The 26,229-nt window shown below is 71.2% G+C and carries 22 protein-coding genes, 1 CRISPR repeat array and 1 riboswitch; of the genes, 11 read left to right on the top strand and 11 right to left on the bottom strand.

All coding sequences use genetic code 11. The features are described from left to right. Nucleotides 1-22 precede the first annotated feature (22 nt). Nucleotides 23-1,639: an MFS transporter gene (locus BDW27_RS12850; RefSeq protein ID WP_110049455.1), complete on the top strand. Its 1,617-nt coding sequence runs from the start codon at nucleotides 23-25 to the stop codon at nucleotides 1,637-1,639. 80 nt (nucleotides 1,640-1,719) lie between these two features. On the opposite strand, the gene argJ is transcribed toward BDW27_RS12850, so the two are convergent. After that, complete coding sequence (gene argJ, locus BDW27_RS12845) at nucleotides 1,720-2,880, bottom strand: bifunctional glutamate N-acetyltransferase/amino-acid acetyltransferase ArgJ (RefSeq protein WP_110049454.1); 1,161 nt, start codon at nucleotides 2,878-2,880, stop codon at nucleotides 1,720-1,722. Nucleotides 2,881-3,141: 261 nt separating this feature from the next. Between argJ and BDW27_RS12840 the strand changes: the two genes are divergently transcribed. Then, entirely contained in the window at nucleotides 3,142-4,173 is a 1,032-nt protein-coding gene (locus tag BDW27_RS12840; protein WP_110049453.1) for a serine hydrolase, read from the top strand. Here BDW27_RS12840 and otsB read toward each other — a convergent pair. Beyond that, nucleotides 4,142-4,987, bottom strand: coding sequence for a trehalose-phosphatase (gene otsB / locus BDW27_RS12835; protein ID WP_110049452.1), 846 nt, complete (start codon nucleotides 4,985-4,987; stop codon nucleotides 4,142-4,144). The two genes, BDW27_RS12840 and otsB, sit on opposite strands and share 32 nt — an antisense overlap. 111 nt (nucleotides 4,988-5,098) lie before the next feature. Beyond that, nucleotides 5,099-5,383 carry a DUF3263 domain-containing protein gene (locus tag BDW27_RS12830; RefSeq protein WP_017544090.1) on the bottom strand — a complete coding sequence of 95 codons (285 nt, stop codon included), beginning with the start codon at nucleotides 5,381-5,383 and terminating at the stop codon, nucleotides 5,099-5,101. A 230-nt stretch (nucleotides 5,384-5,613) separates the two neighbouring features. Here BDW27_RS12830 and BDW27_RS12825 point away from each other — a divergent pair, with 230 nt between their 5' ends. From BDW27_RS12825 to BDW27_RS12815, 3 genes are all read left to right on the top strand, one after another. Next, nucleotides 5,614-6,771: a S8 family serine peptidase gene (locus tag BDW27_RS12825; protein ID WP_110049451.1), complete on the top strand. Its 1,158-nt coding sequence runs from the start codon at nucleotides 5,614-5,616 to the stop codon at nucleotides 6,769-6,771. A 157-nt stretch (nucleotides 6,772-6,928) separates the two neighbouring features. Continuing rightward, nucleotides 6,929-7,720 carry a class I SAM-dependent methyltransferase gene (locus tag BDW27_RS12820; RefSeq protein ID WP_017544088.1) on the top strand — a complete coding sequence of 264 codons (792 nt, stop codon included), beginning with the start codon at nucleotides 6,929-6,931 and terminating at the stop codon, nucleotides 7,718-7,720. 114 nt (nucleotides 7,721-7,834) lie between these two features. Next, a complete protein-coding gene (locus tag BDW27_RS12815) occupies nucleotides 7,835-8,440 on the top strand; it encodes a GrpB family protein (protein ID WP_110049450.1) in 606 nt (201 codons plus the stop codon). Nucleotides 8,441-8,661: 221 nt separating this feature from the next. Here the strand turns inward: BDW27_RS12815 and BDW27_RS12810 are convergent, their stop codons facing one another. Continuing rightward, nucleotides 8,662-10,101 carry a trehalose-6-phosphate synthase gene (locus BDW27_RS12810; protein ID WP_110049534.1) on the bottom strand — a complete coding sequence of 480 codons (1,440 nt, stop codon included), beginning with the start codon at nucleotides 10,099-10,101 and terminating at the stop codon, nucleotides 8,662-8,664. 270 nt (nucleotides 10,102-10,371) lie between these two features. Next, a riboswitch (SAM riboswitch) is annotated at nucleotides 10,372-10,512 on the top strand. 13 nt (nucleotides 10,513-10,525) lie between these two features. Here BDW27_RS12810 and thrC point away from each other — a divergent pair. From thrC to groL, 3 genes are all read left to right on the top strand, one after another. Continuing rightward, nucleotides 10,526-11,785, top strand: coding sequence for a threonine synthase (gene thrC / locus BDW27_RS12805; RefSeq protein WP_110049449.1), 1,260 nt, complete (start codon nucleotides 10,526-10,528; stop codon nucleotides 11,783-11,785). A gap of 49 nt (nucleotides 11,786-11,834) precedes the next feature. Then, nucleotides 11,835-12,113 carry a ubiquitin-like small modifier protein 1 gene (locus BDW27_RS12800; RefSeq protein ID WP_017544084.1) on the top strand — a complete coding sequence of 93 codons (279 nt, stop codon included), beginning with the start codon at nucleotides 11,835-11,837 and terminating at the stop codon, nucleotides 12,111-12,113. A gap of 253 nt (nucleotides 12,114-12,366) precedes the next feature. Then, nucleotides 12,367-13,191: a CRISPR direct-repeat array (repeat unit 29 nt; unit sequence CTGCTCCCCGCGCACGCGGGGATGGACCC). Nucleotides 13,192-13,565: 374 nt separating this feature from the next. After that, a complete protein-coding gene (gene groL, locus BDW27_RS12795; RefSeq protein ID WP_017544079.1) occupies nucleotides 13,566-15,197 on the top strand; it encodes a chaperonin GroEL in 1,632 nt (543 codons plus the stop codon). Nucleotides 15,198-15,321: 124 nt separating this feature from the next. Here groL and zwf read toward each other — a convergent pair whose 3' ends face one another. The 3 genes from zwf to BDW27_RS12780 all read right to left on the bottom strand — a co-directional run bounded on the left by zwf (nucleotide 15,322) and on the right by BDW27_RS12780 (nucleotide 17,965). Beyond that, nucleotides 15,322-16,749: a glucose-6-phosphate dehydrogenase gene (gene zwf / locus BDW27_RS12790; RefSeq protein ID WP_110049448.1), complete on the bottom strand. Its 1,428-nt coding sequence runs from the start codon at nucleotides 16,747-16,749 to the stop codon at nucleotides 15,322-15,324. Nucleotides 16,750-17,073: 324 nt separating this feature from the next. Then, on the bottom strand, nucleotides 17,074-17,565 hold the full coding sequence (locus BDW27_RS12785) for an NUDIX hydrolase (protein ID WP_110049447.1): 492 nt from the start codon (nucleotides 17,563-17,565) through the stop codon (nucleotides 17,074-17,076). Nucleotides 17,566-17,641: 76 nt separating this feature from the next. Continuing rightward, nucleotides 17,642-17,965 (bottom strand): hypothetical protein, encoded by a 324-nt coding sequence (locus BDW27_RS12780; RefSeq protein ID WP_017544076.1) that lies wholly within the window; start codon nucleotides 17,963-17,965, stop codon nucleotides 17,642-17,644. A gap of 511 nt (nucleotides 17,966-18,476) precedes the next feature. On the opposite strand from BDW27_RS12780, the gene BDW27_RS12775 reads away from it, so the two are divergent. After that, on the top strand, nucleotides 18,477-18,764 hold the full coding sequence (locus BDW27_RS12775; RefSeq protein ID WP_017544075.1) for a hypothetical protein: 288 nt from the start codon (nucleotides 18,477-18,479) through the stop codon (nucleotides 18,762-18,764). 151 nt (nucleotides 18,765-18,915) lie between these two features. On the opposite strand, the gene BDW27_RS12770 is transcribed toward BDW27_RS12775, so the two are convergent. The 3 genes from BDW27_RS12770 to BDW27_RS12760 form a co-directional block, all read right to left on the bottom strand. Beyond that, nucleotides 18,916-19,671 carry a cyclopropane-fatty-acyl-phospholipid synthase family protein gene (locus tag BDW27_RS12770; protein WP_017544074.1) on the bottom strand — a complete coding sequence of 252 codons (756 nt, stop codon included), beginning with the start codon at nucleotides 19,669-19,671 and terminating at the stop codon, nucleotides 18,916-18,918. 102 nt (nucleotides 19,672-19,773) lie between these two features. Further along, nucleotides 19,774-21,618, bottom strand: coding sequence for an ABC transporter ATP-binding protein (locus tag BDW27_RS12765; protein ID WP_110049445.1), 1,845 nt, complete (start codon nucleotides 21,616-21,618; stop codon nucleotides 19,774-19,776). Further along, nucleotides 21,615-23,330, bottom strand: coding sequence for an ABC transporter ATP-binding protein (locus BDW27_RS12760; protein ID WP_110049444.1), 1,716 nt, complete (start codon nucleotides 23,328-23,330; stop codon nucleotides 21,615-21,617). The genes BDW27_RS12765 and BDW27_RS12760 overlap by 4 nt, the downstream gene beginning before the upstream one ends. Nucleotides 23,331-23,473: 143 nt before the next feature. On the opposite strand from BDW27_RS12760, the gene BDW27_RS12755 reads away from it, so the two are divergent. Continuing rightward, the gene (locus tag BDW27_RS12755; protein WP_110049443.1) at nucleotides 23,474-24,328 is read left to right on the top strand and encodes a CPBP family intramembrane glutamic endopeptidase; all 855 of its coding nucleotides are present in this window, start codon (nucleotides 23,474-23,476) and stop codon (nucleotides 24,326-24,328) included. Between the two features lie 236 nt (nucleotides 24,329-24,564). Here BDW27_RS12755 and BDW27_RS12750 read toward each other — a convergent pair whose 3' ends face one another. Further along, entirely contained in the window at nucleotides 24,565-24,990 is a 426-nt protein-coding gene (locus BDW27_RS12750) for an NUDIX domain-containing protein (protein WP_110049442.1), read from the bottom strand. 136 nt (nucleotides 24,991-25,126) lie between these two features. Here BDW27_RS12750 and BDW27_RS12745 point away from each other — a divergent pair, with 136 nt between their 5' ends. Continuing rightward, nucleotides 25,127-26,227 carry a zeta toxin family protein gene (locus tag BDW27_RS12745; protein WP_110049441.1) on the top strand — a complete coding sequence of 367 codons (1,101 nt, stop codon included), beginning with the start codon at nucleotides 25,127-25,129 and terminating at the stop codon, nucleotides 26,225-26,227. Nucleotides 26,228-26,229 lie beyond the last annotated feature (2 nt).

The following is a 26,229-nucleotide window of genomic DNA, read 5'->3' as shown; positions in this document are numbered from 1 at the left end:
CCAGAGAAGACACGGGGCACACATGACCACCCAGGCCGAGCAGAGTCCACGAGACCCGAGAGATCAGCAGCACCCTCCGGCCGCGACCGAGACGAGCCCCCGGCCCCGCTTCACCGAGAGCCCCTGGGCCACGCTGGTCGCGATCGCCTTCGGCGTCATGATGGTCGCCCTCGACGGCACCATCGTGGCCGTGGCCAACCCCGCGATCGGCGCCAGCCTCGGCGCCTCCCTGGCCGAGCTCCAGTGGGTCACCCACGGCTACCTGCTCGGACTCGCGGTCTTCCTCATCACCGCGGGAAAGATCGGTGACCGCTTCGGCTACCGGAACACCTACCTCGTCGGCGTGGTCGGCTTCGTGCTGTCCTCGGTGGCGATCGCGCTGTCGTCCGGTGTCATCATGCTCATCGCCTTCCGGATCGTCCAGGGGATTTTCGGCGCCCTGCTGCTGCCCTCCGCCATGGGACTCCTGCGCGCCAGCTTTCCTCCCTCCAAGCTCGGCCGCGCCTTCGGCGTGTTCGGCAGCCTGATCGGCGCGGCCACAGCTGGCGGACCGATCCTCGGCGGACTCCTCGTCAGCGCGCTCAGCTGGGAGGCCGTGTTCTACATCAACGTCCCGGTCGGCGCCCTCGCCCTGGGTCTGGGCCTGTGGCTGCTGGCCGCCAACCGCGCCACCGACGCCGGGTCCCGCATGGACGTGCCCGGCATCGTCCTGGTGAGCGTCACGATCTTCGCGCTGGTCTGGGCGCTGGTCGAGGCGCCCAGCATCGGTTGGGCGCACCCGGTCACCCTGGCCTCCCTGGGTGTGGCCGTGCTGTTCGGTGCCGCCTTCCTCGTCTGGGAACGCCGCCCCGAACAGCCGCTCGTCCCGCTCGCCCTCTTCGCGCACCCCTCGCTGTCGATCGGCGTGGTCCTGACCGTGGCGATGGCGCTGGGCCTGATGGGCTCGCTGTTCTTCATCACCTTCTACCTCCAGGGCGTGCGCGGCCTGAGCCCCGCCCAGACCGGGCTCCAGCTCATCTCCATGACCGCGATGATGGCGATCACCTCACCCATCGCCGGACGCCTCCTGGACCGGGTCGGCGCACGCCTGCCCACCACGGCCGGGCTGCTCTCCGCCTCGGCGGGCATGTTCCTGCTCTCCCGGCTGGAGGCCGACACCGGAGTCCCGTACATCTCGGTCGCGTTCGTGCTGCTGGGCGTGGGCCTGAGCCTGGTGATGACCGGTGCTACCGCCGCGATCATCGGCAACGCCCCGGTGCGCTACGCGGGGGTCGCCTCCGCGCTCCAGCAGGCCGCCATGCAGCTCGGGGGTTCCCTGGGCACGGCGGTCCTGGGTGCGGTGATGTCCGCGACCATCGTCTCCACGCTGCCCGGGCACTACGCCGCCGCCGGTCTGGCCGAACCCTCCGCCGACGACCTCTCCGCCATGCAGAGCACCGTCGCGCAGGGCGGGGCGGTCCTGCCCGAGGGCACGGACGCCGCCACCGCCGCCGCGATCACCCAGGCGAGCAACCTCGCCTTCCTGGACGGGCTCCAGCTGGCCTTCGGGATCGCCGCCGTGGTGATGCTGGTGGCGGCCGGACTCTCCCTCTTCATGAAGGCGGGACGGATGACGGACGGCCCCGCCGTGCACATCTGACCCCAACTGGCCCATGGAACGCGTGAAGGCCCTGGTGGTGCTCCCACCAGGGCCTTCGCGCGTTCCCGAGTCGTCGTGGCTCAGGTCGTGTAGTCGGCGTTGATCCGGATGTAGCCCTCGGTCAGGTCGCAGCCGTAGACCGTGAAGGCGCCCTTGGCGATGCCCAGGTCGACGGTGATCACCACCTCGTCGCCTTTCATGTGCTGGGCGGCGCGCTCCAGCGTCTCGTCCGTCGCCTCGGTCGGGAAGGTCTCCACGTCCCCGAACACGATCCGCACGTTCTCGGGGAACACGTCGGTCTCGTCCGAGCACTTGCCCACGGCCATCGCGACCCGGCCCCAGTTCGGGTCGGCGCCGTGCACGGCCGTCTTGACCAGGGGCGAGTTCACCACGGCCTTGCCGATCCGCTTCGCCTGGGCGTCGTCGCGCGCGCCGGTGATCCGCACCTCGATGAGCTTGCCCGCGCCCTCTCCGTCGGAGGCGATCATCCGCACCAGGCTCAGCGCGACCTCGTACAGGGCGTCCTCGAACTCGGCGACGTCCACCGGTCCGGCCATCCCGTTCGCGAAGATCGCGGCGGAGTCGCTGGTGGAGGTGTCCGTGTCGATGCTCAGGGCGTTGAAGGTCCGGTCGACCACCCGCCGGAACACCGCGTCCAGGACGGGCTGCTCCAGTTCGGCGTCGGTGAAGAACCAGGTCAGCATGGTCGCCATGTTGGGTTCGATCATGCCGACGCCCTTGGCGATCCCGGTCAGGGTCGCGTCGCCGACCTTCGCGGTGGCGACCTTGGGGTGGGTGTCGGTGGTCATCATGGCCGCCGCGGAGCGGTCCAGGTCGGCCGGGGGGAACTCGGCCGGGAGGTCCTCCAGGTAGGAGCGGACCCGGTCCATGGGGTAGGGGCGGCCGATGACCCCGGTGGAGGCGATCAGGATCTGGTCGGGGTCGACCCCGGCGGCGCGGGCCACGCCCTCCTGGACCTCGCGAGCGTCGGCCGTCCCGATCTGGCCGGTCGCCACGTTGGCGTTGCGGGCGATCACGGTGACGCCTCGGGCCCGGCCGTCGGCGGCCGCCTCACGGCTGAGCCGGACGCTGGGCCCGGCGAACCGCGACTGGGTGAACACGGCGGAGACCGCCGTGGGGACCTGGGAGACCACCGTGAAGAAGTCGTCCTGCGGGTCCTTGATCCCGATGTTGCCGGCCACACCGACGAAACCGGCGGGAACGGGGGTCTTGCTGCTCATCGTCCTCCTCGGAACTTCGTGGGCGCCAGCCTACTTCTCCCCACCTGCGGAGTCCGAGGCCGGAGTGGTGCTCAGGAGCCCCTGCTCAGCCCCGAGCCCACCCCTCCGTACGGTCCCGGGCAACGCCACGCCACAGCGGTGTGGTTACGGCCATGACCTGCGGGGGTTTCGTACTGTTCGGAGACGGCACGGGTGTGACAAGCCGGAGTGAACGGGGTATCCGCCGAGAAGTGGGGGAGACCGCTCGGGGGGAGGCGTGTTGTGCGTGATGGTGACTGGCTCACGGAGACTGGGGCGCGGATACGTGGCGTCCTGAAGGTGATGGTGGACGCGGACTGGTTGCCTGGCGGGGCCGCCGTGGTCGGCACCGGAGGAATGTGGGAGTTCGTGGCCGTGGGCCGGACCGACGGAGAGCACGACACCGCTCCCGACGTCTCCTACGACGTCGCGAGCCTGACGAAGGTGATGGCCACCTGGCCGCTCGTGGGAAGGGCGATCGCCGAGGGGGTTTTGGACATCAACGCCCCGATGTCCGAATACTTTCCTGGTGAGGACCTCCCCGGGGCCTGGGTGACCACCCGGCAGATCCTCACGCACACCAGCCGCCTCAACCCGGTGTCCTGGATGGAGCGGTACGTGGGCACCGACCAGGACCTCGCCGAGGCGATCCTGTCGGACCCGCTGGAGGAACCCGGCTACCAGTACATCGACCGCGGGTTCATCCTGCTCGGCCTGCTCCTGGAGCGCCTGTACGGCGGGACCCTGGACCGGCTGGCCGACGACCTGTGGACCGATCTCGGCCTGCGCTCCACCACCTACGGGCCGTTGGCGAGGTCGCCCGGTGTGGCGCCGACCGAGCGGCGCCTCGTCGGCGCGGCGCCCTCCTGGGGTGTGGTGCACGACGAGGCGGCCGCGCTGATGGGCGGAGTGTCCGGGCACGCCGGCGTGTTCAGCAACGCCATCGACCTCGGGTCCTTCGCCCGGGAGATGCTGCGCCTGCACGACGGCGGGAGCGGGATCATCCCGTCGTCGTTCATCCGGGAGAGCTGGTCACCACACGTGGACGCGGGGGCCCGGCTGTCGAGGGGACTCGCCTGGCTGGTCACCCCGGAGGGCGTGGTCTACCACAACGGGTTCACCGGCACGAGCCTGTTCCTGCACCCCGAGAGCGGGCGCTACGTGGGTGTGCTCACCAACGCCGTGCACTACGGGCGCGACCGGACCGGTCTGGTGGACCTGCGCTCGGCCGCGCGTTCGGCGCTCACCCCGCAAGCCCACGAATCGTCGCCGTGAGCTGGCCGAGCAGCGTGGTCAGCCCGGCCGGTCCGGGGACGACGAGGTCGGCGGCGTCGGCGACCTCGGTCACCTCGTCGGAGGAGGAGCACACGGTGAGACCGGGGATCCCGTGTCCGCGCAGGGCCGCCACGGCGGAGAAGGCGGGCAGGTCGCCCAGGTCGTCACCGGCGAAGAGGACGCTCCGGGCCGCTCTCTCCTCCACCAGGGAGGTGAGGGCGGCGCCCTTGTCCACGCCCTGTGGACGGAGCTCGATCACCAGCCGACCGGGCTCCACCTGGAGGTCGGCCCGCTCGGCCAGCTCGGTCAGGGGACCGGCCAGCAGTTCCAGGGCCCGTTCGGGGTCGGTGGCCCGACGTGTGTGCACGGCCAGGGACCGGCCCTTGTCCTCGACCCACGTGCCCTCCGGCGCGCCGGAGGAGTCGATGAGGGCCGGGAGTTCCTCCCTGACCAGCGCCACTCCGGGCGGTGGGTCGGCGGCCACCACGCGGCCGTCCGTCCACCGTTCGGCGCCGTAGTGGCCGAGCACGACGATCCCGGGGACCCGCTCCAGGCCGCCCAGCCGCACGACGGTGTCCGCGGGGCGGCCGGTGATGACCGCGACGGTGCCCACCACGGACGCCAGTTCGGCCAGCGCGGCCACGATCCCCGGCTGCGGAGCGGAGTCACGCGGATCGGCGACGATGGGCGCCAGGGTGCCGTCGAAGTCGAAGGCGACCAGCGCCCGGTCGGGGTCCGAGACCAGTGCGTCGAGCGCGCTGCGACCGGCTTCGGTGGTGGGTACGGGACGGTCGTCTGCTGTGGACGGGGGCATACGGGGACCTTGTCGCTGTCGGGGGCGCTGTGGAGTTCCCAGGCGGGTGCGCTGCCTGGGTCGGTGGCCTGCTCCGCGGGTTCTCCGGAGCCCGTGGCCCGCTCGGTCGCCCTACAGGTGGATGCCCAACTGGCGGGCGTTGCGCTGACGTCTGCGGTCGGCGCGCAGGCGGCGCAGGCGCTTGACGGTCATGGGGTCGAAGGCGAGCGCCTCAGGGCGCTCGACCAGACCGTTGAGCAGTTGGTAGTAGCGGGTCGCGGAGAACCCGAACTCGTCACGGATCGCCTGTTCCTTGGATCCCTCGAACTTCCACCACTGGCGTTCGAAGGCGAGGATGCGCTGTTCGCGCTCGGCGAGGGCCGACTGACCGTCGTCGGACGGACCGATGTTCGGCATGGGACACCCCCTGGACGGGTCATTGGTTTGTCCGGATCGGCGCGACTCATGCTAGCGACTCGACATGCCGGATGAGGAGCGCGAAACCCAGGACTGGCACCAGGGATACAGTTACGTGTCCTACCCCCCGGGTCACTTGTCCAAGCCTGGATCCTGTGCGCATGACAGAATCGCGAGGGTCCGGGGAGGGCCCGGCGCAGCACCGACCGCAACGTTCGAGGGAGCCTGACGTGCTCGGGGGCAACAGCCGTAGCAGGACACACCAGCGCCACGTGTTGGGCGCCACGGCGGGCGCCTGCGCGGCGCTCACCGTACTGGGACTGACGGCGGTTCCAGCCGCCGCCGACGTACCCGACTTCCGCCCGGAGCAGTGGGCCCTGGCCTCCATCGGAGCTCCGGAGGCCTGGGAGACCAGCCAGGGCCAGGGCGTCACCGTGGCCCTGCCGGGGGTCTCCGTGGACGAGGACCACCCCGACCTCCGGGACAACCTGGTGGTCGACACCGAGTTCGGCACGAACGGCAACGACACCGATCCCGGCACGGCGGCGGGCGCGCTGGTCGTCGGACACGGCCACGGTATGGACGCGGACGGCGGGGTGCTGGGAGTGGCCCCGGCCGCGAGGCTGCTGGTCCTGCCCACCGACGACGGTCCCGCGGAGGTCATCGGCTACGCCGTGGAGCAGGGGGCCCAGGTCGTCCTGCTCCAGGACGAGGTCGAACAGGACGAGGACCTCCAGACGGCGACCGCCTCGGCCGCGCGGAGCGGGACGCTGGTCGTCGCCCCGGCGGGCGGCGAGGCGGACCCGAACGTCCTGGCGGTGGGCGGTGTGGACGAGGAGGGCGCCCTCCTGCCCGACTCGCCCCCGGCCGAGTCGATCGACCTCCTCGCGCCCGGCGCCGAGCTGTCCACGGCCGGCCCGGACATGGGCCAGACCGACGTGACCGGCACCCCGTACGCCGCCGCGGTGGCCGCGGGCGCGGCCGCGCTGCTCACCTCCGAGTACCCGCAGCTGGGCGCCGAGCAGCTCCGTGACGCCCTGGTGGAGGGCTCCCAACAGGGCGGGCAGGGGCTGGCGTCCCTGTACCTGCCCTCGGCTGTCGCGCAGGCCTCCGGGAACGCCCAGGACATGCCGCTCGTCGACGACAACCTGGTGCAGGACGACTCCCCGACCGTTCCGGTGTGGATGTGGTTCGCGCTGGTCGGCGTGGTGCTGGCGCTGATCGTGATCCTGCTGGTGCTGTGGGTGCGCCGGACCAGCAAGGACCCCTACGGGGTGGCGGCCGAGCGGCAGGAGGAGGACCAGCGGATCGCCGCCGAGCGGGCCGAGCAGGCCAGGGCCGAGGAGCGCCCCTCCCGGCGCAAGGGCGGCCGCCGCCGCAAGAAGTAGGCGGGGCGTCGAGTCGGCTGAGGTCACACGCCCCCTGGCGGGGCGAGCCGTGGCGGATCGGGTGAAAAGCCCGTGACGCCACGGCTTTTCGTTGGTTAGGGTCCTTGCGGCACCACACACAGCTCGGCTCGGCGACACCTCGACGGTGGGAGACAGCATGGTTCGGATGCGGGACGGCAGCGCGGGCGACGCGGACTACGGGGTCATCGCCCGCACGTACACGGACCACCGGCAACCGGAACCGAGGATCGCCGAACTCCTCCACGCCGCCCTGGGAGACGCCCGGACGGTGCTCAACGTCGGGGCCGGGGCCGGGTCCTACGAACCCGCCGACCGCGACGTCACCCCCGTGGAGCCCTCGGCCAGCATGCGGGCCCGGCGCCCCGGGCACCTGCCCGCGGCGGTCGACGGCACCGCCGAGTCGCTGCCGTTCCCCGACGACTCCTTCGACGCCGCCATGACCACCTTCAGCGTCCACCAGTGGTCCGACCTCGCCAGGGGCCTGGCGGAGGTCCGCCGGGTGACCACGGGCCCTGTGGTGGTGCTGACCTGCGACCCCGCCCTGGTACGCGACTTCTGGCTATACGGCTACTGCCCGGAGGTCCTGGACACCGAGGCGCGCCGCTACCCGGAGCCGTCGGTCCTGGCCGAGGGGCTGGGAGGAACGACCACCGTCACCCGGGTGCCGATCCCGCTCGACTGCTCGGACGGCTTCAACGAGGCCTACTACGGCCGCCCCGAGGCGCTGCTCGACCCCGGGGCCCGGCAGGCCTGTTCGGCGTGGAGCTTCGTCGACGAGGCCGCGCACACCCGCTTCCACGAGGACCTCTCCCGCGACCTCCGCGACGGCACGTGGGACGCGCGCCACGGCCGCCTGCGTGAACTCCCCGAGTGGGAGGGCTCGCTCGTCCTGGTGGTCTCCACCCCTGAGGGACGCCCCCAGGCCTGACCGTCGCGTTCGGTCATGCCGCTCGGACGGTCGGTAGTGCCACGAATGCGCGTGCATATGTAAGGCACGTCGAAAGCCTTGACGCGGGTACGCCGGACGGCAAGGCTTTGTGGAATGTCGCCTCTCGAAACGCCCTCTCTGCCCTCACGAGGAGACAGGCGGGTCGCCTCCGACCCCATGGCACGCAACCTGGTGAACGGTCGCGTGCGCCTCTCCGAACCCGACCCCAAGTGGCCCTACCTGTTCCGCCAGGAGGAATCCCGTATCCGGGGCGCACTGGGGGACCGCGTGCTGTCCCTGGACCACGTCGGCTCCACAGCGGTGTCCGGCCTGGCCGCCAAACCCTGCGTGGACCTGGTCATGGCGGTCACCGACTCCGCCGACGAGACCGCCTACCTGGACGACCTGGAGAAGGTGGGATACACCCTGGTCATCGCCGAACCCGACTGGTACGAACACCGGGTCCTCAAGGGTCCCAGCGTCAACCTCAACCTCCACGTGTTCAGCCAGGGGTGCGAGGAGATCGACCGCATGCGGCTCTTCCGCGACTACCTCATCGCGGACGCCGGGGCCCGGGAACGCTACACCGCGGTCAAGCGTGAACTCTCCGAACGCACCTGGAAGCGCATCCAGGACTACGCCGACGCCAAGTCCGGCATCGTCACCGAACTCCTCGCCGAGGCCGAGGCCTGGAAGGCGGCCGCCTCCCGGACCCACTGACCGGATACCGGTCGGGCGCCCGGTGACTTACCGGATGACCGGAGTCCGACCGAGAGCCAGCGGGTCGTGGGCCGCAACATGACCCCGCCGAAGGGCGTGTCCAGCACGGGACACGCCCTCGCGTTGTTCCCGGCGTCCCGGCCGTCTCCGGCGCGCGGCGCGTCCCGACGCCCGGCACCCGTCCGGCCCCGCCGCGGCCGAGCGGCTCACATCGAACCCCGTCAGCCGTCCAGGGAACGCAGCTGCTCCTGGAACCAGCGGCGCGGCGGCAGCGCCACGGCGGCCTCGGCCAGCCGTCCCCGGCGCTCCTTGCGCTCCCCCTCGGGCATCGACAGCGCCCGGTGCAGTGCCTCGGCGGTCTCCACGGTGTCGTAGGGGTTGACCAGCAGGGCGTCCGCGCCCAGCTCGTCCGCCGCCCCCGCCTCACGCGAGAGCACCAGCACCGAGTCCCGCTCGGAGAGCACCGGGCCCTCCTTGGCGACCAGGTTCATGCCGTCCCGGATCGGGTTCACCAGCAGCACGTCGGCCATCTGGAACGAGGCCAGCGACCGCGGGTAGTCGTCGTTGACCTCCAGCACCAGCGGCGTCCACTCGGGGGTGGAGAACTCCTCGTTGATCTCCTTCGCGGTCCGCAGCACGGAGTCCGTGTACTCCCGGTACTCCGGCACGTCGCCCCTGCTCGGGTAGGCGAAGGCCAGGTGGGTGACCCGGCCCCGCCACTCCGGGTGCGCCGTCAGCAGCTCCCGGTACGCCTCCAGACCGCGCACGATGTTCTTGGACAGCTCCGTGCGGTCCACCCGGACGATCAGCCGGGTGTCGCCCACGGCCTCGCCCAGCGTCCGCCTGCGGTCCGCCACGGCGGGCTCCGAGGCGCTCTCCCGCAGCCCCTCCTCGTCCGCGCCCAGGGCGTGCACGCCCACCTCGACGATCCGGCCCCCGTGCTCCACGGTGCGCCGTTCGAGGTCGACGTCGGCGCGCAGGATCTCGGCGCAGCAGCGCAGGAACGCGTCGGCCCAGCGCGGGCTCAGGAACCCCAGCCGGTCGGCGCCGAGCATCCCCTCCAGCAGCTCCCGGGCCACCTGGGTGGGCAGCATCCGGAAGTACTCGGGTGGGGCCCACGGGGTGTGCGAGAAGTGCGCGATCCGCAGGTCCGGTCGGCGGGCGCGCAGGATGCGCGGCACCAGAGCCAGGTGGTAGTCCTGCACGGCCACGCGCGCGTTCTCGGCGGCACCGCTGACCAGCGCCTCCGCGAAGGCGTTGTTGTAGGCGGCGTAGTCCTCCCACTGGCTGCGGAACTCCGAGCCGAAGGAGGGCTTGTTCGGGGTGTCGTACAGCATGTGCTGCACGAACCACAGGGTCGAGTTGGCCACCCCGGTGTAGGCGCCCGAGAAGGTCGTCTCAGGGATGTCCAACATGTGGACTCGCATGCCGTCGAGGTCGTGCGCGAGGTCCAGACGGGCCCCCGGCGCCTCGGTGGCGGCGCGGCGGTCGGTGTCCGACAGGGCCGCGCACACCCACAGTCCGTCGATCTCGGTGGCCACGGAGATCATCCCCGAGACCAGTCCGCCGCCGCCCCGACGGTGCTCAAGCGAGCCGTCGTCGGCGGTGGAGAAGGAGACCGGGCCCCTGTTGGAGGCTATGAGGATCTGAGCCTTGTCCACGTGGTCGTCCTCTCGACGAAGGAAGCTCTGGGGATCACGCACTCCTCCTAGGTCTCGCCTACGGACAGTCGCCCCAAACCCCCTCGCGGGCAACGGTGGACACCGTCACAGGGGAGCCGGATCCGTACTCGGGTCGCGCCGCACGTGGACGGTGTCGTCTCAGCATTCGAGCCGCTTTGTGTAATCCGGATCACCCGGCATGGAAAATCGGTCAGCACCTCAGTTACAGTGACGGTGCGTTCTCGGAGAAGAACCGCCACAACTTCATATTGCTCATCCAGAGGGGTGGAGGGACCGGCCCTGCGAAGCCCCGGCAACCATCTCGACATGTGGAACCGCGATCAACGCGACCCGTCGAGGCAGGTGCCAACTCCGGCCTGGGGTCAAGGTGGCCACCAGGAAAGATGAGGGGAGACGCCTCGCCATGGCGATTGCCGCCGCTGAACCCACCTCCGTTCGCGCCTTCGGCCCCGGGACCGCGCTGTCCTGTCGGGAGTGCGGTGAGCGCTACGAACTCTCGCCGAGCTTCGCCTGCCAGTTCTGTTTCGGCCCCCTGGAGATCGCCTACGACTTCGGGCCCGTCACCCGCGAGCAGATCGAGAGCGGCCCCAAGAACATCTGGCGCTACCGCTCCCTCCTCCCGGTCCCCGACAACGTGGCCGACCTGCCCAACATGAACCCCGGCCTCACCCCCCTCGTCCGGGCCGACCGCCTCGCCGCCGAACTCGGCCTGCGCTCCCTGCACGTCAAGGACGACTCCGCCAACCCCACGCACTCCTTCAAGGACCGCGTGGTCGCGATCGCCGTCGAGGCCGCCCGCACCTTCGGGTTCACCACCCTCTCCTGCTCCTCCACCGGCAACCTCGCCGGTGCCGTGGGTGCCGCCGCCGCGCGTGCCGGATTCGACTCGTGCGTGTTCATTCCGGCCGGTCTGGAGGAGGGCAAGGTCGTCATGGCCGCCGTCTACGGCGGGAAGGTCGTGGCCATCGACGGCAACTACGACGACGTCAACCGCTTCTGCTCCGAGCTCATCGGCGACGAGGCGGGCGAGAGCTGGGGCTTCACCAACGTCAACCTGCGGCCGTACTACGCCGAGGGCTCCAAGACGCTGGCCTACGAGATCGCCGAGCAGCTCGGCTGGCGCCTGCCCGAGCAGATCGTCATCCCGATCGCCTCCGGCTCGCAGCTCACCAAGATCGACAAGGGCTTCCAGGAGCTGATCCGGGTCGGCCTCGTCGAGGACCGCCCCTACAAGGTGTTCGGCGCGCAGGCCACGGGCTGCTCGCCGGTCGCCCGCGCCTGGGCCGACGGGCACGACGTCATCCAGCCGGTCAAGCCGGACACCATCGCCAAGTCGCTGGCGATCGGCAACCCCGCGGACGGCCCGTACGTGCTGGACATCGCCAACCGCACCGGCGGGGCGATCGAACACGTGGGTGACGACGAGATCGTCGACGCCATCAAGCTGCTGGCCCGCACGGAGGGGATCTTCGCGGAGACCGCGGGCGGTGTGACCACCGGTGTCCTGCGCAAGCTGGTCCGCGAGGGCAGGCTCGACCCCGAGGCGGAGACGGTCATCGTCAACACCGGCGACGGGCTCAAGACCCTCAACGCCGTCGACTCGGGCGTCACCGCCACGATCAAGCCGTCCCTGGAGGCCTTCAAGGCCCAGGGCCTGGCCTGACCCGGACTCGCCCCACGTCCACCACCCACGTCCCAGGAGTACGAACACCATGAGCGTCAGCGTCCGCGTGCCTACCATCCTGCGCACCTACACCAACGACGCGTCCGAGGTGACCGCCGAGGGCGGCACCCTGGCCGAGGTCCTCGACCACCTGGAAGCGAACCACCCGGGCATCCTCGCCCGCGTGCTCGACGACGGCGGCAAGGTCCGCCGCTTCGTCAACGTCTACGTCGGCGACGAGGACGTCCGCTTCGAGAAGGGCCTCCAGACCGAGGTCCGGGACGGCCAGCAGATCTCGATCATCCCCGCCGTCGCCGGGGGCTGCTGACCCGCACGAGCAGTGGGCGGACCACGGGGCGGGCACCGGTCGGTGCCCGCCCCGCCGCGTGTCCGGACCCTCGTAACCTGGGAGGGAGATTCTCCAGGGGACGAGGGTGGCGATGTCGGCGACGCGGTTGTTGGTTCGGAGAGAGAAGAGATGAACCATGTGGGGCCTTTGGGGCTTCCTGTTTTCGGTGTCCAACTTCTGAGAAGTTGGAAAAACAACCCCTTGCCGCTGGTAAGTTTCCTGTTCACATAGTCTGCTCCCCGCGCACGCGGGGATGGACCCCCGCCGCCGCACCGGCCCCGCCGAGGACCCGCACTGCTCCCCGCGCACGCGGGGATGGACCCCGTACTGAGGACATCCCCGCGCCGGAGCCCCTCTGCTCCCCGCGCACGCGGGGATGGACCCGCAACCCCCGCCCCCGACTCCGCTCCCGCTGGCTGCTCCCCGCGCACGCGGGGATGGACCCGTCGTGCAGCCAGTCAGGCGCATCCCCAGCGCCTGCTCCCCGCGCACGCGGGGATGGACCCTGGCATTCCGCAACCCTCAAGAGTCAACATGCCTGCTCCCCGCGCACGCGGGGATGGACCCAAGGGCATCATGCCCCTGTGGAACAAGGTCGCCTGCTCCCCGCGCACGCGGGGATGGACCCGAAGCCGCCCAACTCCGCGCCAACCCCAGCCGCTGCTCCCCGCGCACGCGGGGATGGACCCGTGTTGCCGGTGACGGTGTTGTCACCGCCGTACTGCTCCCCGCGCACGCGGGGATGGACCCACCGAACCGTCCAGCATCTTGCGGATGAGTTCCTGTCTCCCTGCGCACGCGGGGATGGACCCACGGTGCTCGGGTACCAGAGCATCCTGACGAACCTGCGCCCCGCGCACGCGGGGATGGACCCAGCTCCCCCTGCGGAACCGCCTCGTTCTCCACCTGCTCCCCGCGCAGGTGGGGGTGGCCCCCCAGACGGTTCCCCTGCGGATCGCCTGCCCGCCTGCTCTCCGCGCCCGCGGGGATGGACCCCCTCGCGCATCCGCCAAGACACCGCGAGGGCCCTGCTCCCTGCGCACGCGGGAATGGGCCCGCTTGCGCGCCAACGTTCAACCAGATGGTGGGGCGACCCCTGGTCACCGGGCTGGCAGAACCTGGCCACCCGGTTCCACCAGGGGTTCGTCCGTTGTTCGCCGAGCGCTCAAACCGCCCTGTGGAGGGAAGTCCGCGCTGTTCAGGGCTGTTTCCGAAGCTGGGGAAATCGTGACCACATCGTTTGCACTCTCCATGGTCGAGTGCTAAAAAAGGGAGTGGTTAGCACTCACCTTTACCGAGTGCTAACCGGATCGAGGCTGCGAGATCGCGGTCCTCCGGCAGCAGGGTTGCCGGTGCGAACGCGGTCGTCCGTCGCGGGCGCACGCCTCGTCCCATCGCGTATCAGCCCGGTCACGGGAGGACAAGAACTCAATGGCAGCCAAACTGATCGCGTTCGACGAGGAGGCCCGTCGCGGCCTCGAGCGCGGCATGAACCAGCTCGCTGACGCCGTGAAGGTCACGCTCGGCCCGAAGGGTCGCAACGTCGTCCTGGAGAAGAAGTGGGGCGCCCCCACTATCACCAACGACGGTGTCTCCATCGCCAAGGAGATCGAGCTCGAGGACCCCTGGGAGAAGATCGGGGCCGAGCTGGTCAAGGAGGTCGCCAAGAAGACGGACGACGTCGCCGGTGACGGTACGACCACCGCCACCGTCCTGGCCCAGGCTCTCGTCCGCGAGGGTCTGCGCAACGTCGCCGCCGGCGCCAACCCGATCGGCCTCAAGCGCGGCATCGAGGCCGCCGTGGCCCGCATCAACGAGGAGCTCGGCAACCTCTCGAAGGACGTCGAGACCAAGGAGCAGATCGCCTCCACCGCCTCCATCTCCGCTGGTGACACCCAGATCGGTGAGACCATCGCCGAGGCGATGGACAAGGTCGGCAAGGAAGGCGTCATCACCGTCGAGGAGGGGCAGACCTTCGGGCTCGAGCTTGAGCTCGCCGAGGGCATGCGCTTCGACAAGGGCTACATCTCGCCCTACTTCGCCACCGACCTTGAGCGCATGGAGACGGTCCTCGAGGACCCCTACATCCTCATCGTCAACTCGAAGATCTCCAACAACAACGAGTTCCTGCCCGTTGTCGAGAAGGTCCTCCAGTCCGGCCGTCCGCTGATGGTCATCGCCGAGGACGTCGCCGACGGCGCCCTCCAGACCCTCGTGGTCAACAAGATCCGCGGCACCTTCAAGTCCGTCGCCGTCAAGGCTCCGGGCTTCGGTGACCGCCGCAAGGCCCAGCTCGGCGACATCGCCGTGCTGACCGGCGGCCAGGTCATCACCGAGGAGGTCGGCCTCAAGCTCGAGAACACCGAGCTCGACCTGCTGGGCCGCGCCCGCAAGGTCGTCGTCACCAAGGACGAGACCACCATCGTCGACGGTGCCGGTGACGCCACCGCCATCGCCGGTCGCGTGAACGAGATCCGCAACGAGATCGAGCGCACCGACTCCGACTACGACCGCGAGAAGCTCCAGGAGCGCCTCGCGCGTCTGGCCGGCGGCGTGGCCGTCATCAAGGCCGGTGCCGCCACCGAGGTGGAGCTCAAGGAGCGCAAGCACCGCATCGAGGACGCCGTCCGCAACGCCAAGGCCGCGGTCGAGGAGGGCATCCTGCCCGGTGGTGGCGTCGCGCTGCTCCAGGCCAGCGTCCCCGCGTTCGAGAAGCTGGACCTCGACGGTGACGAGGCCATCGGCGCCGACATCGTGCGTCGCGCCATCGCCGAGCCGCTCAAGATGATCGCGGTCAACGCCGGCCTCGAAGGCGGCGTCGTGGCGGACAAGGTCAAGAACCTGGAGCCCGGGTTCGGCCTCAACGCCGCCACCGGCGAGTACACCGACCTGTTCAAGGACGGCGTCATCGACCCGACCAAGGTCACCCGTTCCGCTCTGCAGAACGCGTCGTCCATTGCTGGTCTGTTCCTGACCACCGAGGCCGTCATCGCCGACAAGCCGGAGAAGGCCTCGGCTCCCGCCGGCGACCCGACCGGTGGCATGGGCGGCATGGACTTCTAGCAGGTCCGTGACACCGGGCGCGAGCCCGTAGGCGCCTGAGGTCCGGATACGCGACCTCGCCCGCGACGACCGGGCGGTCCCCATGGGGACCGCCCGGTTTCGCTCTTTCAGGGATTCCCGGGGGTCAACCCTGGGCGGGCCCGTGCGGACGGATCGCGTCGGCCAGTTGGTGCCAGCCCTGCGGACCCGGGAGCACCTGCGCCGACTCCGGTCCGTAGGAGCCCCGGGGATAGGGCTCGGGCTCCGTCGCCGAGTCCATCAGCGGGTCGACGATCCGCCACGACTCCTCGACGACGTCGAAGCGCACGAACTGCTCCGGGCTGCCCACCACGGCGCCGTGCAGCACGTGGTCGTAGGCCTCGTGCCCCCGGCCCAGCTGGCGTTCCACGTCGGCCCCGAGCACGAGGCGTGCCGCCGAATCGCTCTCCGCACCGGGTTCGTTGAGCAGCATCTCGAACGTCACCCCGGCCCACGGCTCCAACTGGAAGCGGACCAGGTTGGCGGGCCCCGGGTAGAGGTCGGCGGCGGGGCGCTTCAGCTCGGCCACCACCTCCCATGAGGTGAGGGGCATGTGCTTGCCCGAGCGAACGTAGAAGGGCACGCCCGCCCAGCGGCGGTTGTCCACCCACATGCGCAGCGCGAAGAAGGTCTCCGTGGTGGAGCCGGGGCCCACCCCCTCCGTGCCGAGGTAGCCGTCGTAGCGGCCCCGGATTGCTTCGGCCGGTTCGATGGTGCGCACGGCGCGCAGCAGGCGCAGCTTCTCGTCCTTGACCACCGAGGGGTCGGTGGAGACCGGCGCGTCCATGGTGAGCAGCGCGAACAGCTGGAGCAGGTGGTTCTGGAACACGTCCCGGACCGCCCCTGCGGCGTCGTAGAAGGACCCCCGGTCGTCCACCCCGAAGTCCTCGGCCATGGTGATCTGCACGTTGTCCACGTAGGCCCGGTTCCACACGGGCTCCAGCAGGGTGTTGCCGAACCGGGTCACCGGCAGCCCCCTGACGGGTTCCTCGCCCAGGAAGTGGTCGACGAGGTAGAGGCTCTCCGAGGGGAAGCACTCCAGGAGGGCGCGGTGGAGTTCGCGGGCCGAGGCGAGGTCGTGGCCGAAGGGCTTCTCCACCACCAGGCGGGCGTCACGGTTGAGCCCGGCGTCCGCCAGGGCGCGGGCCACCGTGGTGAACAGCGCGGGCGGTACTGCCAGGTAGTGGGCGGTGTGGGAACCGTCGGGCAGGGTCGCGGCGAGGTCCGCGTAGGTTCCGGGGTCGTTGAGGTCGCCGGTGACCAGCGTCATCCGGTCGGTCAGGGACCGCAAGACGGACTCGTCCAGGGCGGTGGAGGCCTCGGAGCCGGTCTCGGCCAGGTGCTCGGTGACGGCCTCGCGAGTGCGCCGCCGCAACTCCCCGGTGTCCCAGTCGGACTTGGCCACCCCCACGATCCGGGTGCGCAGCTCCTCCCGTTCCGCCAGGTGGTACAGGGCGGGCATGAGGTACTTCCGGGCGAGGTCACCGGTCACTCCGAAGATCACCAGGGTGTCGGCGTTGGGTCCTGTGGTCATGCTGTCCCCTCGTCGGCGGCCGGTGCGCGGTCGGCGCACGTTGGCGGGGGTACCCGGTCCGGGCCGGTGACGTGCCCAAGGGAGGGCCAAGAAAGGGTGACCGGGCCGGCCTGGGGCGTCCGCGCGGGGGCTCCTGCCAGCGTCCAGGAGCCCTGGGCGATCCGGTGCAGGTGGGCCAGCTGATGCCGCACCCCTCGTCCAGCACGTCGCGCGCCCCGCGGACCGCCGTCCGGCGCACCACCCAGGGGAAGGGGCGGTCGTCGTGGCTCCACGGATGCCGCAGGTGGGCGGTGCGGGTCCGTGCCGTGGGAGTCCTCGGACCGGCTAGAGGGGGGCTGACCCCGCGTCCCGGCCGTCGAGCCAGGCGCGGACCGCCGCCTTCACCTGCGGGGTGAGGTCGCTGTCCGCGTACTCCTCGGCCGGTATCCAGCGCAGGTCCGTGTGCTCCTCGGAGAGCACCACCTCCGCGCCGTCGTGGGGGAGGGCGAAGGTGAACTGGCGCTTGCGTGCCCCGTGCCGGGAGACGTAGTCGAACCAGGTCACGAACGGTTCGAGGGGCAGCGCGCCGGATGCCCGGCCGATCTCCTCCCGCAGTTCCCGCGAGAGGCCTTCCAGGATTGCCTCCCCGGGGTCCACCCCGCCCGAGGGGAGGCTCTCCGCGCCGGGGTGGGAGGTGTCGTCGTCGCGGCGGCGCAGCAGCAGGATCTCCCGCCCCGAGCCCCGGTGGACGATCGCGCCCGCCGCGTACCGTTCGATGCCCGCCGCTCGGGCCTGGTCGGCCAGGTCATCGAAGGCCGGGGGTTCCGTGGTGTCCATGGGGTGACCGTACCGAGCGGCGGGGCGGGCCGTCGGTGTCCGGCTCCGGTCGGCACCGGGACCGGACACCCGCGCTCTACCGTGGGCCGGTGATGCGCAGGGCCACCAGGGTGGCGAGCATCCACGCGACCCCGGCCACGATCAGCGTGACGGCCGCAGGGGCTCCGACGACGTGGGCCAGGCCGCCGAGCGCGAGAGGGGGAAGGACGGTTCCGCTCAGGGCGAGGAACGAGGCCGAGGCCCGCTCGGCGGGGGAACCGGCTCGGGCTCTGCCCTTGAAGCGGGCCGAGAGCCCCTCCGAGCTGAGGCGCGCCTCCATCCCGTAGGTGAAGGGGGTCCGGTCGATGTCGACGTCCGCTCGTGAGCGCGGGGACTCGGCGTCCAGACGGAGTTCCCTCACGTGTGGTTCTTCCCGAGTCTCCCGGTGTCGCGGGAGAGGTCCCCGGGGATCTGCCATGAACGAACCTCCAGGCGTTGGCGTGCAGGGGGGCGGTGCCGCTCTCTGGTTCGGTGGGGGGCCAGGCCGGCACCTGGTGACGCCGCAGCGCCGAGTGTCCACGCTCCGTAGCCTACCATGAGGGCGTTGTTGGTGCATGTGATGTGATGACGAAAGATGCCTTGACCGCATCTCATATCAGTCTGTTAAGCTTTTCCTAGCCTTACCAAAGTCGCGGAAGTGCTGGGGGGAAATGCCGATGGCCGGGATCAGCTCATGGAAGTGCCCCGGTCCGTGTCGCTGCCGGAGGGATCTCCGCGTCGAGGCGTTTGATCCTCCGTGCGAGCCCCGTCGTTTCCCCGTGCCGACCGCGCCGTCCCGCGTGCGGTGTCTCCGGCACGCTCCGAGTTCGTGTTTCCCGCGGCTCCTCGCGGATCGAGCCCACCGCAGTCAAGCCAGAGAACGAGGTCGCGCCATGTCACCCAAGGGCACAGGAACAGAACTGACCGACGCCTCCCAGGGGCGGGGGCGACCTGCCGGGAGAAGGGTCGCCGGATCCCCGGCGCGGGTCACCGTCAACCTCACCGCGCGTTCCACGAAGGCGATGGAGGAGGCCGTCGCCGCGACGGGCGACACCCAGACCGACGTCATCAACCGCGCCCTTCAGGTGTACGCCTACCTTGAGTCCGTCATGGCCGAGGGCGACCGCGTCTACGTCGAGAACGCCGAGACCCAGGAGCGGGAGCGCCTGCGCTTCTTCTGAACCCTCCCCTTCGGTGTGCCCGGGAAGCCCGGGTGCCGTGCCAGTGCCCCGACCGTGAGCGCCGAGTGTCCACACCACCGCCGCCCGGTCGGGCGCACGAACGCCGGGAGCAGCCGAACGTCCTCCCGGTGTCGTGCGCGGTCGTCTCTCCTCAGACCCGTAGCAGGGTGAGGTAGGCGAACCCCAGCGTCTCCCGCTGGGCGTGCACGCGCGCGTGGCGGTGCCGGTCGGCGCGGTCGCGGACCTCGTCGAAGTCGGGGGAGTCGGGGTTCTCCCGCAGCCAGTCCTCCCAGCCCAGGCAGTGCCGGTTCTCGAACTCGTCCCACTCGTCCACGGTGGTCTCCGCCAGCGCGATCAGCCGGAAGCCGTGGGAGAGAGCGAAGTCCACCAGCTCCGGCATGGAACGGTACTGGTCGCGCGGGATGAACGGCATGGCCGCCATCTCGGCGTCGGTTGGCGGCCGCTTCCAGAAACACTCGGCGAACGCCGCCCGGCCGCCCGGTCTGGTCAGGTCGGCCAGGGCCGCCAGGGCGTTGGCCGTGTGCACCACGGGGTCACCGCCCCACACGTGGCTGGCGCCGATGTTGAGCATGACGTCCGCGGGTTCGCCCCGCCACGCGCCGACGTCCCCGGCCACCAGTTCGACCCGGTCGGCCAGCCCGCGCTCCTCGGCGTTGGCCCGGCCGAGCCGGACGTAGTCCTCGCTGAGGTCGATGCCGAACCCGGTCGCGGTGGGTTCGGTCGCCAGTGTGCGGAGCAGCAGTTCGGCCCAGCCGCAGCCGACGTCCACCACGTGGCGATCCGTCAGGGGACCCAGTGAACGGATCAGCCGAACGGCCCGCTCGTCGTTGAGCGGGCCGTTGAAGTCGACGTCGCGGTACATCGGGGGAACCTCGGGGGTGGTCATCGGAGGAGGATCACCCGTGCGGGGGCGGTCTGTCAACGCTTTTCCGGCGCCCGCTTCCCGCGCCCCGTTTCCTACACCCCGTTTCCGGCCCCTGCCCCGGGCTCAGCCCTCCCCGTGCCAGGCGTTCCACAGTGCCGCGTAGGAACCGCCCCGGGCGAGGAGTTCGTCGTGGGTGCCGAGCTCGACGATCCGGCCGCCGTCCACCACCGCCACGCGGTCCGCGTCGTGCGCGGTGTACAGGCGGTGGGCGATCGCGACGACAGTGCGGCCCGCGAGGACTCCGGCGAGCGACCCCTCCAGCCGGCGGGCCGACCGCGGGTCGATCATCGAGGTCGCCTCGTCCAGCACCAGGACCTGCGGGTCGGCCAGCACGACCCGGGCCAGCGCCAGCTGCTGCACGTGGGCGGGGTCCAGGGCGTCGCGCCCGGAGCCCACCAGGGTGTCCAGGCCGTCCGGCAGCGCGCGCACCCAGGAGTCGGCGTCCACCGTCTCCAACGCCCGCCACAGCCGGTCCCGGTCCACGCTCTCGTCGTCCAGCGCCAGGGCCAGGTTCTCGGCGATCGTGCCCCGGAACACGTGGCTCTCCTGGCTGAGCAGGATCGCCCGTTCCCGGCGCTCCTCGGGGGACAGCGAGGTCAGGTCCGCGCCGCCGACGCGCACGGTCCCGGTGCCGGGCAGGTACACCCCGGCGAGGAGCTTGCCGAGGGTGGACTTCCCGGCTCCGCTCGGGCCGACCATGGCGAGCCGTTCCCCGGGGCGCAGGTCGAGGTCCACCCCGCGCAGCACCTCCGTGCCGGGGGTGTAGCCGAACCGCACACCGTGGACGGCCACGGTGCCGGGCTCGCTTGACTGCCCCTCGGCTTCGTCGCCGGGGAGTGCGGGCCCGTCCGGGGCCGGGACCCCCAGGAGGCGCCGCATCGCGGTGAAGCCGACCATCACGTTGTCGATCTGGTCGATCATGCGCTCCAAGGGCTTGGACATCTGCACGGTCAGGAACACCGCCGTGGCGATCTGGCCCAGGGAGAGCTCGCCCTGGACGTGCAGCACCCCCGCGACCAGGAAGGTCGTGGCCGAGGCGAACATGTACGAGAACTCCAGCGGCGGATACCAGACGGTCCGCAGCCACAGCGTGTACCGCTCGGCCAGGTACGCGCGGCGCACGTCGGCGTCCGTGCGCAGGTCCTGCCACCGCTGGCGGCCCAGCGCCTCCAGTGTGTGCGCACCCTCCACCGTGTCGGACACACCCTGGGTGAGCCTGGAGTAGGTGCCCATCTCGGCCAGGTACCCGTCCGGGGCCCGCCGCGTGTACCACCGCGTGCTCACCCAGATGACCAGCACGGACGGCACCCACGCGAGCAGCAGCGCCGGGTGCAGGAAGGCCTGGGCCACCATGATGACCAGCACCGTCGCCATACCCGTGGCGAACACGGGCAGCGACTCACGCACCATCACACTGAGCGAGTTGATGTCGCGGCCGGTCCGCGAGACCAGGTCGCCGGTGCCCGCGCGCTCCACGGTGCCCAGGGGCAGCCGCAGCACCGACCGGACGAACTCCTCGCGCAGCTCGGCCAGCAGCCCCTCGCCGAAGCGGATGGACTGGGCCACGGCCGCCAGCAGAAGGGCGGCGTTGACCAGGAGGGACGCCACGATGACCAGGGCCATGGCGTCCACGCGCCCCGGCGCGGCGCCGTCACGGACGGCGTCGATGACCATCCCGAGTACCCACGGGGCGACCAGCGCCGACCCCGTGGCCAGCGCGTACAGCGCCACGACCTGGATCAGGAGCGGTCCGTGGTCGCGGCCCGCGCGACGCATCCGCCGCCACACCACGGGGGCGGGCGCCACCGGGAGGGCCGTCGGGTCGACCGCGACGGTGGGCGGACCGCCGGGAACGGAGGGCGGCGCGGGTTCCTCGGCAGGGGGCCGGGGGCCTGCTGTCTGGGTCATACCCTCTCCTCCTCCAGAGTCGTGCGCAGGACGGTGGCGGCGTAGGCGTCTTCGGTGCGGAGCAGGTCCCGGTGGGAACCCTCGGCAGCCACCCGGCCCTCCACCACGAACTGGACGTGGTCGGTGCGGTCCAGCAGCAGCGGGCTGGTGGTGACCACCCCGGTGGTGCGGTCGGCGCGGACCCCTCGGAGCCGTTCGGCGACGGCGGCCTCCGAGTGGGCGTCCACCGCCGAGGTGGGTTCGACGAGGACCAGCACGTCGGGGTCCCTGAGCAGGGCACGGGCCAGGCGCAGGCGCTGCTGCTGTCCGCCGGAGTACTCGCGGGCGCGTTCGGTGAGTTCGACCTCCAGCCCCAGGGGGGACTGGGCGAGCACGTCCTCGGCCGACGCGGCTCGGAGCATGGCGGTGACGTGCTCCTCCGTCCCGGTGCCGTCGGGGTCGAGCTCGTCGCGCAACCGGCCGGAGAACAGGTGGGCGTCGTTGCCCGCGACCAGCACGCGGCGGCGGACCTCCCGCAGTGGCAGATCGTCCAGGGGGACGGCGGACAGCTCGGCGGCGCCGTTCCGGTAGCGGCCCAGCCGCTCGACCAGTGGGCCCACGTCGGTCTGGTCGGCGCAGACCACGCCGGTCACCCTCCTGTGGTGCAGGAGCACCCCGCTCGTCGGGTCGTGCAGGTCGTGCGGCCCGGTGGGTGCCTGCGCCGGTGCGGCGGGTTCCGTGAGGTCGTGCTCCAATCCCAGCACACGCACCACGCGGCTGGCCGCCACCCGGGCGGTCACCAGGTCGGAGGAGAAGAGCATGAAGTAGCGGACGGAGCTGGCCAGCGCGCCCGTGTAGCCGTAGAAGGAGACCAGCTGGCCCACGGTGATCTCGCCGACCAGCGCCAGCCGCGCGCCGTACCAGACGATTCCCACCAGGAGCAGTCCCGGGTAGAGGGTGCGGACGGCCTCCAGCGCGGCGTCCATCCAGCCCACCCGGACGCCCGCGGCCCGCACCCGCTGGGACTCGGCGCGGTACCGTTCGCCGGTCGACCGCTCGCCGCCCACCCCGCGCAGGACCCGCAGTCCGGCCACGAGGTCGGTGGCGCGGGTGGTGAGCTCGGCCTGCCGGTCGCGGTGGGCGTGCGTGCGGCGGTTGAGCGGACGCAGCAGAGGGACCATGCCGACAACGATCAGCGGTACCGCCACCAGGACGATCAGACCGAAGGTGACGTGGGAAGTCAGCATCAGGAAGGCGACCATCAGGACCGCGACCATGGAGGAGACGGCCAGGTTGGAGCGTTCGTAGAAAGCGCCGAGCCGGTCGATGTCGTCGGTGCCGACCGCCACGACCTCGCCGGTGGGCAGCCGCCGGGTGAGCGTCGGCCCCAGCCGTGAGGAGTGGCGGGTGATGAGCTGCATCGTCCGGTACGCGGACGCGTACCAGTTGAAGCAGCTCGCGCGTTCGAACAGGGGCGTCAGGGCCGCGCCCGCCACGGCGCACAGACCGATGAGGGCGAACCAGTACAGCAGAGTGCCGTACCCGCCGCCGTCCAGCCCGGAGTCGAGCGCCGCGCCGAGCACGAACGACACCAGGATCGTGCTCAGGTAGTACGCGGAGGCGACCAGCGAGGCCCACAGCAGTGAGCGCCACTCCTTGCGGGCGAGCCAGAGGAGGTAGCGGTTGGCGGAGCGGTGGTCCGGAGTGCCCGGGGGCTGGGGAAGTACGCGCACAGTTACGGCACTCTAACCAGGTCCTCCGGCGGAGACCACTGGTTTTTCCGGCCGTCGGAGGGCCCGCCCGGCGGTCGTGCTCAGGGGGTTCTCCGGGTGTTCCCGGATGGTGCGCGGCGGCCCCGGAGCGGGAGGCTGGTGCCATGAACGACACAACCCTCCGTGAGGTCGGGCCCGCCCGGCCTGGTCTCCCCCTGCGGATCGCGGTCGTCACCGTCGGCGCCGTGCTGATCTGGGTCGCCATCACCCTGGCCAACGACCTGCTCTTCGCGGAACCCGGGGGCCGGGGCAACCTCGCCCACTGGACGAACGCCGGGATCGCCGTCGTCCTGGGGACGGCGTTGGTCTGGGCGGCCCGCCGCTACCTGGATCGCCGCCCGTGGTCCGGTCTGGGGCTGACCGGCCCGAGCGAGGCCTGGTGGCCGCTGCTCGTGGGCGCGCTCTCCTGGCTGCTACCGGCCGCGCTCGGGCTGGGGTTCGCCCTCGCTCTCGGGGTCTCGATCACCCCGAGCGTTCCCGCGAGCCAGATCGTGCTCTCCCTGGTGCTGCTCACGGTGTTGGTGCTGCTCTACGAGGCCCTGCCGGAGGAGCTGATCTTCCGGGGCTACCTCTTCCGCAACCTCAACACCGCGATGTCCGCCTGGTTGGCGGTGTTCGCGCAGGCGGCGCTGTTCACCCTGTGGGGGACCGGCCTGTGGGTCCTCACCGGCGGGTGGGAGGTCGTCGCCGAGAGGATGCCGCTGTTCCTCGGTATGAGCGTGGTGCTGGGCTGCCTGCGGGTGGTCACCGGGAACCTCTGGGCCTGCGTGGGCTTCCACCTGGTCTTCCAGGTGGCGGCGCAGGCCCTGCTGAGCTGGGACCTGTTCGAGGTGAACGGGGTCGACACCGTCATGGCGACCGTGTTCCTGCTCCCGTTCGCACTCGGGGTCACCGTCGCCATGCTGTTCCTGCGCGACACCGGCAGCTGGGGCGGACGGGTCCCCGACCCGTCGTCCTGAACGCGGTGCGACGCATCGGGGAGGACGGCCGTGCCTCATTCACAGACGGAGGAACGCTGTCCGACGCGCACCACCCAGATGATGAGCCGATCGTTCTCCAGGGTGTGGATGACCCGGTAGCCCCCACACGGAGGCGCCGCACCTCGGGACCACCGACCGGGGCTGTGGTTCCGTCCCAGGGGGCCGCTCACATCGCTGGCGGCTCCGCCACCAGCGAAGCATCCAGGAAGCGCGTCCTAGGGGAGCTCGCCGCGCTGGTGGAGGAGCTCGACCAGCTCGCGCACGGCCGGGGCGCACAGGTCGCGCTGGGCGTGGGAGACCCACACCGCCTCCAGGATCTCGTTGTCCGGCACGATCTCCCCGTCGTGCTCGGCGGCGTAGCAGACCAACCGCACCCGGGTCCCCGGCGCCTGGGCGTGCGCCTCCTGGTCGATCTCCGCGACCGGGCGGAAGGTGCCGGGACGCAGGACCACGCTGACCTCCTCCAGGGTCTCGCGGGCCACCGCCTCCTCGTCGCTCTCGCCGGGCTCGCGCTTGCCGCCGGGGATGTACAGGAGGTCCCTGCCTTCGGGGCGCACGCACAGCAGGCGGCCCTCACGCACGTGGACCCAGGCCAGGGCCTCGATGACGGCGGGGGGCGAGGGAAGTGAGTTCGCGGACATGTGGCCACTTTAGGTCGCGGTGCGCTGGGGTGAACGGCCGCCTCCGGGTGACCTGAGACACTAACCTCGTCGGGTAGGCGGTTGCGTACACCCACGGCCCCGCGCACCGGACGGGCCACGGCGAGAGCGGACGAACATGGCACCCTCCCCCTCCGGAACCGGCCCCGGCATGGGCCCCGACCCCTCGGCCGAACACGTCGGGGCGGAGGTCACCCCCCTCCTCGCGGAGAGCTCCAGCGGCGGGGTCCCGCCCCAGACGACGGAGCAGCGCCAGGAGCGCGAACGCGCCTACAACCTGTACAGCGCGGCGATCGGCGCCTGTACGGCGCGTCTGGAGAAGGACCCCGAGCTGTCCGAACGCGCCGCGCGACTGCTCTCCGAGGAGGCGCGCCTGCCCTTCATGACCCCCGACGAGGTCGCCCGCGCGAACGCCGAACTGCCCCGGACCATCGGAGGACTCCGGGCGGACCCCGCGCAGCCGACGGCCGGTGCCACCCCCGGCGACCTGGGGCGCGAGCTCACCGACGCCGAACTGGACTCGCTCTTCGACCTCGCCCTGCGGGACCGGCTCACCGGCACCCCGCGCGAACGCCCCCGTCTGCTGCTCCTCGGCGGCCAGCCCGGCTCCGGCAAGTCCACCCTCCAGCGCCTCCTGCTGCCGGTCCTGCCGCAGGGGACGGTCAGCTACGACGGCGACGACCTGCTGCGGCTCTCGCCCGACTACGAGTGGTCCATGACCGCCGACGACAGGGCCGCCTCCACCTCGGTGTCCATGCAGGTCGGCGGGTTGCACGGGCGGGCCATGGAACACGTGCGGCGGGGCCGCCACGACGTCGTGTGCAGCCACCCGCTGGGCCGCGCGGACTGGGCCGCCTCATGGGTGCTGGGTTTCAGGGAGGCCGGGTACCGGGTGGAGGTCGCCTTCGTGGCCACGCACACCTCCAACAGCCGGTTCTCGATCTTCGACCGCCACGAGCGCGCCACCCGGGACCAGGGGTTCGGCCGCTGGCTGCCGGAGATCCACCACGACCGCTTCTACCTGGGAGTGCCCAACACCGTCGAGTTCCTGGAGACCCACCACCTCGCGGATTCGGTGTACGTGCTCTCACGGGAGGGCGAGGTCCTGTACGCCAACCACCAGCGGGACGGGGTGTGGCGGTCCGAGCCCTTCGGCCGGATCGCGTTGGAGGCCGAGAGGGGCAGACGCGAGCTGTGGCGCCGCGAGGACACGCTCTAGGG

Origin of the sequence: Nocardiopsis sp. L17-MgMaSL7, assembly GCF_003182025.1 — a bacterium.
Lineage (GTDB): Bacteria > Actinomycetota > Actinomycetes > Streptosporangiales > Streptosporangiaceae > Nocardiopsis > Nocardiopsis prasina.
The sequence above is the reverse complement of the archived record's forward strand: the minus strand, read 5'-3'. Positions and strand labels throughout refer to the sequence as shown.

What these genes read in the sequence shown, in the direction of transcription:
- argJ (WP_110049454.1), bottom strand. Translation starts at nt 2,880, where the DNA reads ATGAGCAGCAAGACCCCCGTTCCCGCCGGTTTCGTCGGTGTGGCCGGC.
- otsB (WP_110049452.1), bottom strand. Translation starts at nt 4,987, where the DNA reads ATGCCCCCGTCCACAGCAGACGACCGTCCCGTACCCACCACCGAAGCC.
- BDW27_RS12830 (WP_017544090.1), bottom strand. Translation starts at nt 5,383, where the DNA reads ATGCCGAACATCGGTCCGTCCGACGACGGTCAGTCGGCCCTCGCCGAG.
- thrC (WP_110049449.1), top strand. Translation starts at nt 10,526, where the DNA reads ATGGCGATTGCCGCCGCTGAACCCACCTCCGTTCGCGCCTTCGGCCCC.
- BDW27_RS12770 (WP_017544074.1), bottom strand. Translation starts at nt 19,671, where the DNA reads ATGACCACCCCCGAGGTTCCCCCGATGTACCGCGACGTCGACTTCAAC.
- BDW27_RS12850 (WP_110049455.1), top strand. Translation starts at nt 23, where the DNA reads ATGACCACCCAGGCCGAGCAGAGTCCACGAGACCCGAGAGATCAGCAG.
- zwf (WP_110049448.1), bottom strand. Translation starts at nt 16,749, where the DNA reads ATGACCACAGGACCCAACGCCGACACCCTGGTGATCTTCGGAGTGACC.
- BDW27_RS12745 (WP_110049441.1), top strand. Translation starts at nt 25,127, where the DNA reads ATGGCACCCTCCCCCTCCGGAACCGGCCCCGGCATGGGCCCCGACCCC.
- BDW27_RS12820 (WP_017544088.1), top strand. Translation starts at nt 6,929, where the DNA reads ATGGTTCGGATGCGGGACGGCAGCGCGGGCGACGCGGACTACGGGGTC.
- BDW27_RS12785 (WP_110049447.1), bottom strand. Translation starts at nt 17,565, where the DNA reads ATGGACACCACGGAACCCCCGGCCTTCGATGACCTGGCCGACCAGGCC.
- BDW27_RS12775 (WP_017544075.1), top strand. Translation starts at nt 18,477, where the DNA reads ATGTCACCCAAGGGCACAGGAACAGAACTGACCGACGCCTCCCAGGGG.
- BDW27_RS12815 (WP_110049450.1), top strand. Translation starts at nt 7,835, where the DNA reads ATGTCGCCTCTCGAAACGCCCTCTCTGCCCTCACGAGGAGACAGGCGG.
- BDW27_RS12755 (WP_110049443.1), top strand. Translation starts at nt 23,474, where the DNA reads ATGAACGACACAACCCTCCGTGAGGTCGGGCCCGCCCGGCCTGGTCTC.
- BDW27_RS12765 (WP_110049445.1), bottom strand. Translation starts at nt 21,618, where the DNA reads ATGACCCAGACAGCAGGCCCCCGGCCCCCTGCCGAGGAACCCGCGCCG.
- BDW27_RS12750 (WP_110049442.1), bottom strand. Translation starts at nt 24,990, where the DNA reads ATGTCCGCGAACTCACTTCCCTCGCCCCCCGCCGTCATCGAGGCCCTG.
- BDW27_RS12800 (WP_017544084.1), top strand. Translation starts at nt 11,835, where the DNA reads ATGAGCGTCAGCGTCCGCGTGCCTACCATCCTGCGCACCTACACCAAC.
- groL (WP_017544079.1), top strand. Translation starts at nt 13,566, where the DNA reads ATGGCAGCCAAACTGATCGCGTTCGACGAGGAGGCCCGTCGCGGCCTC.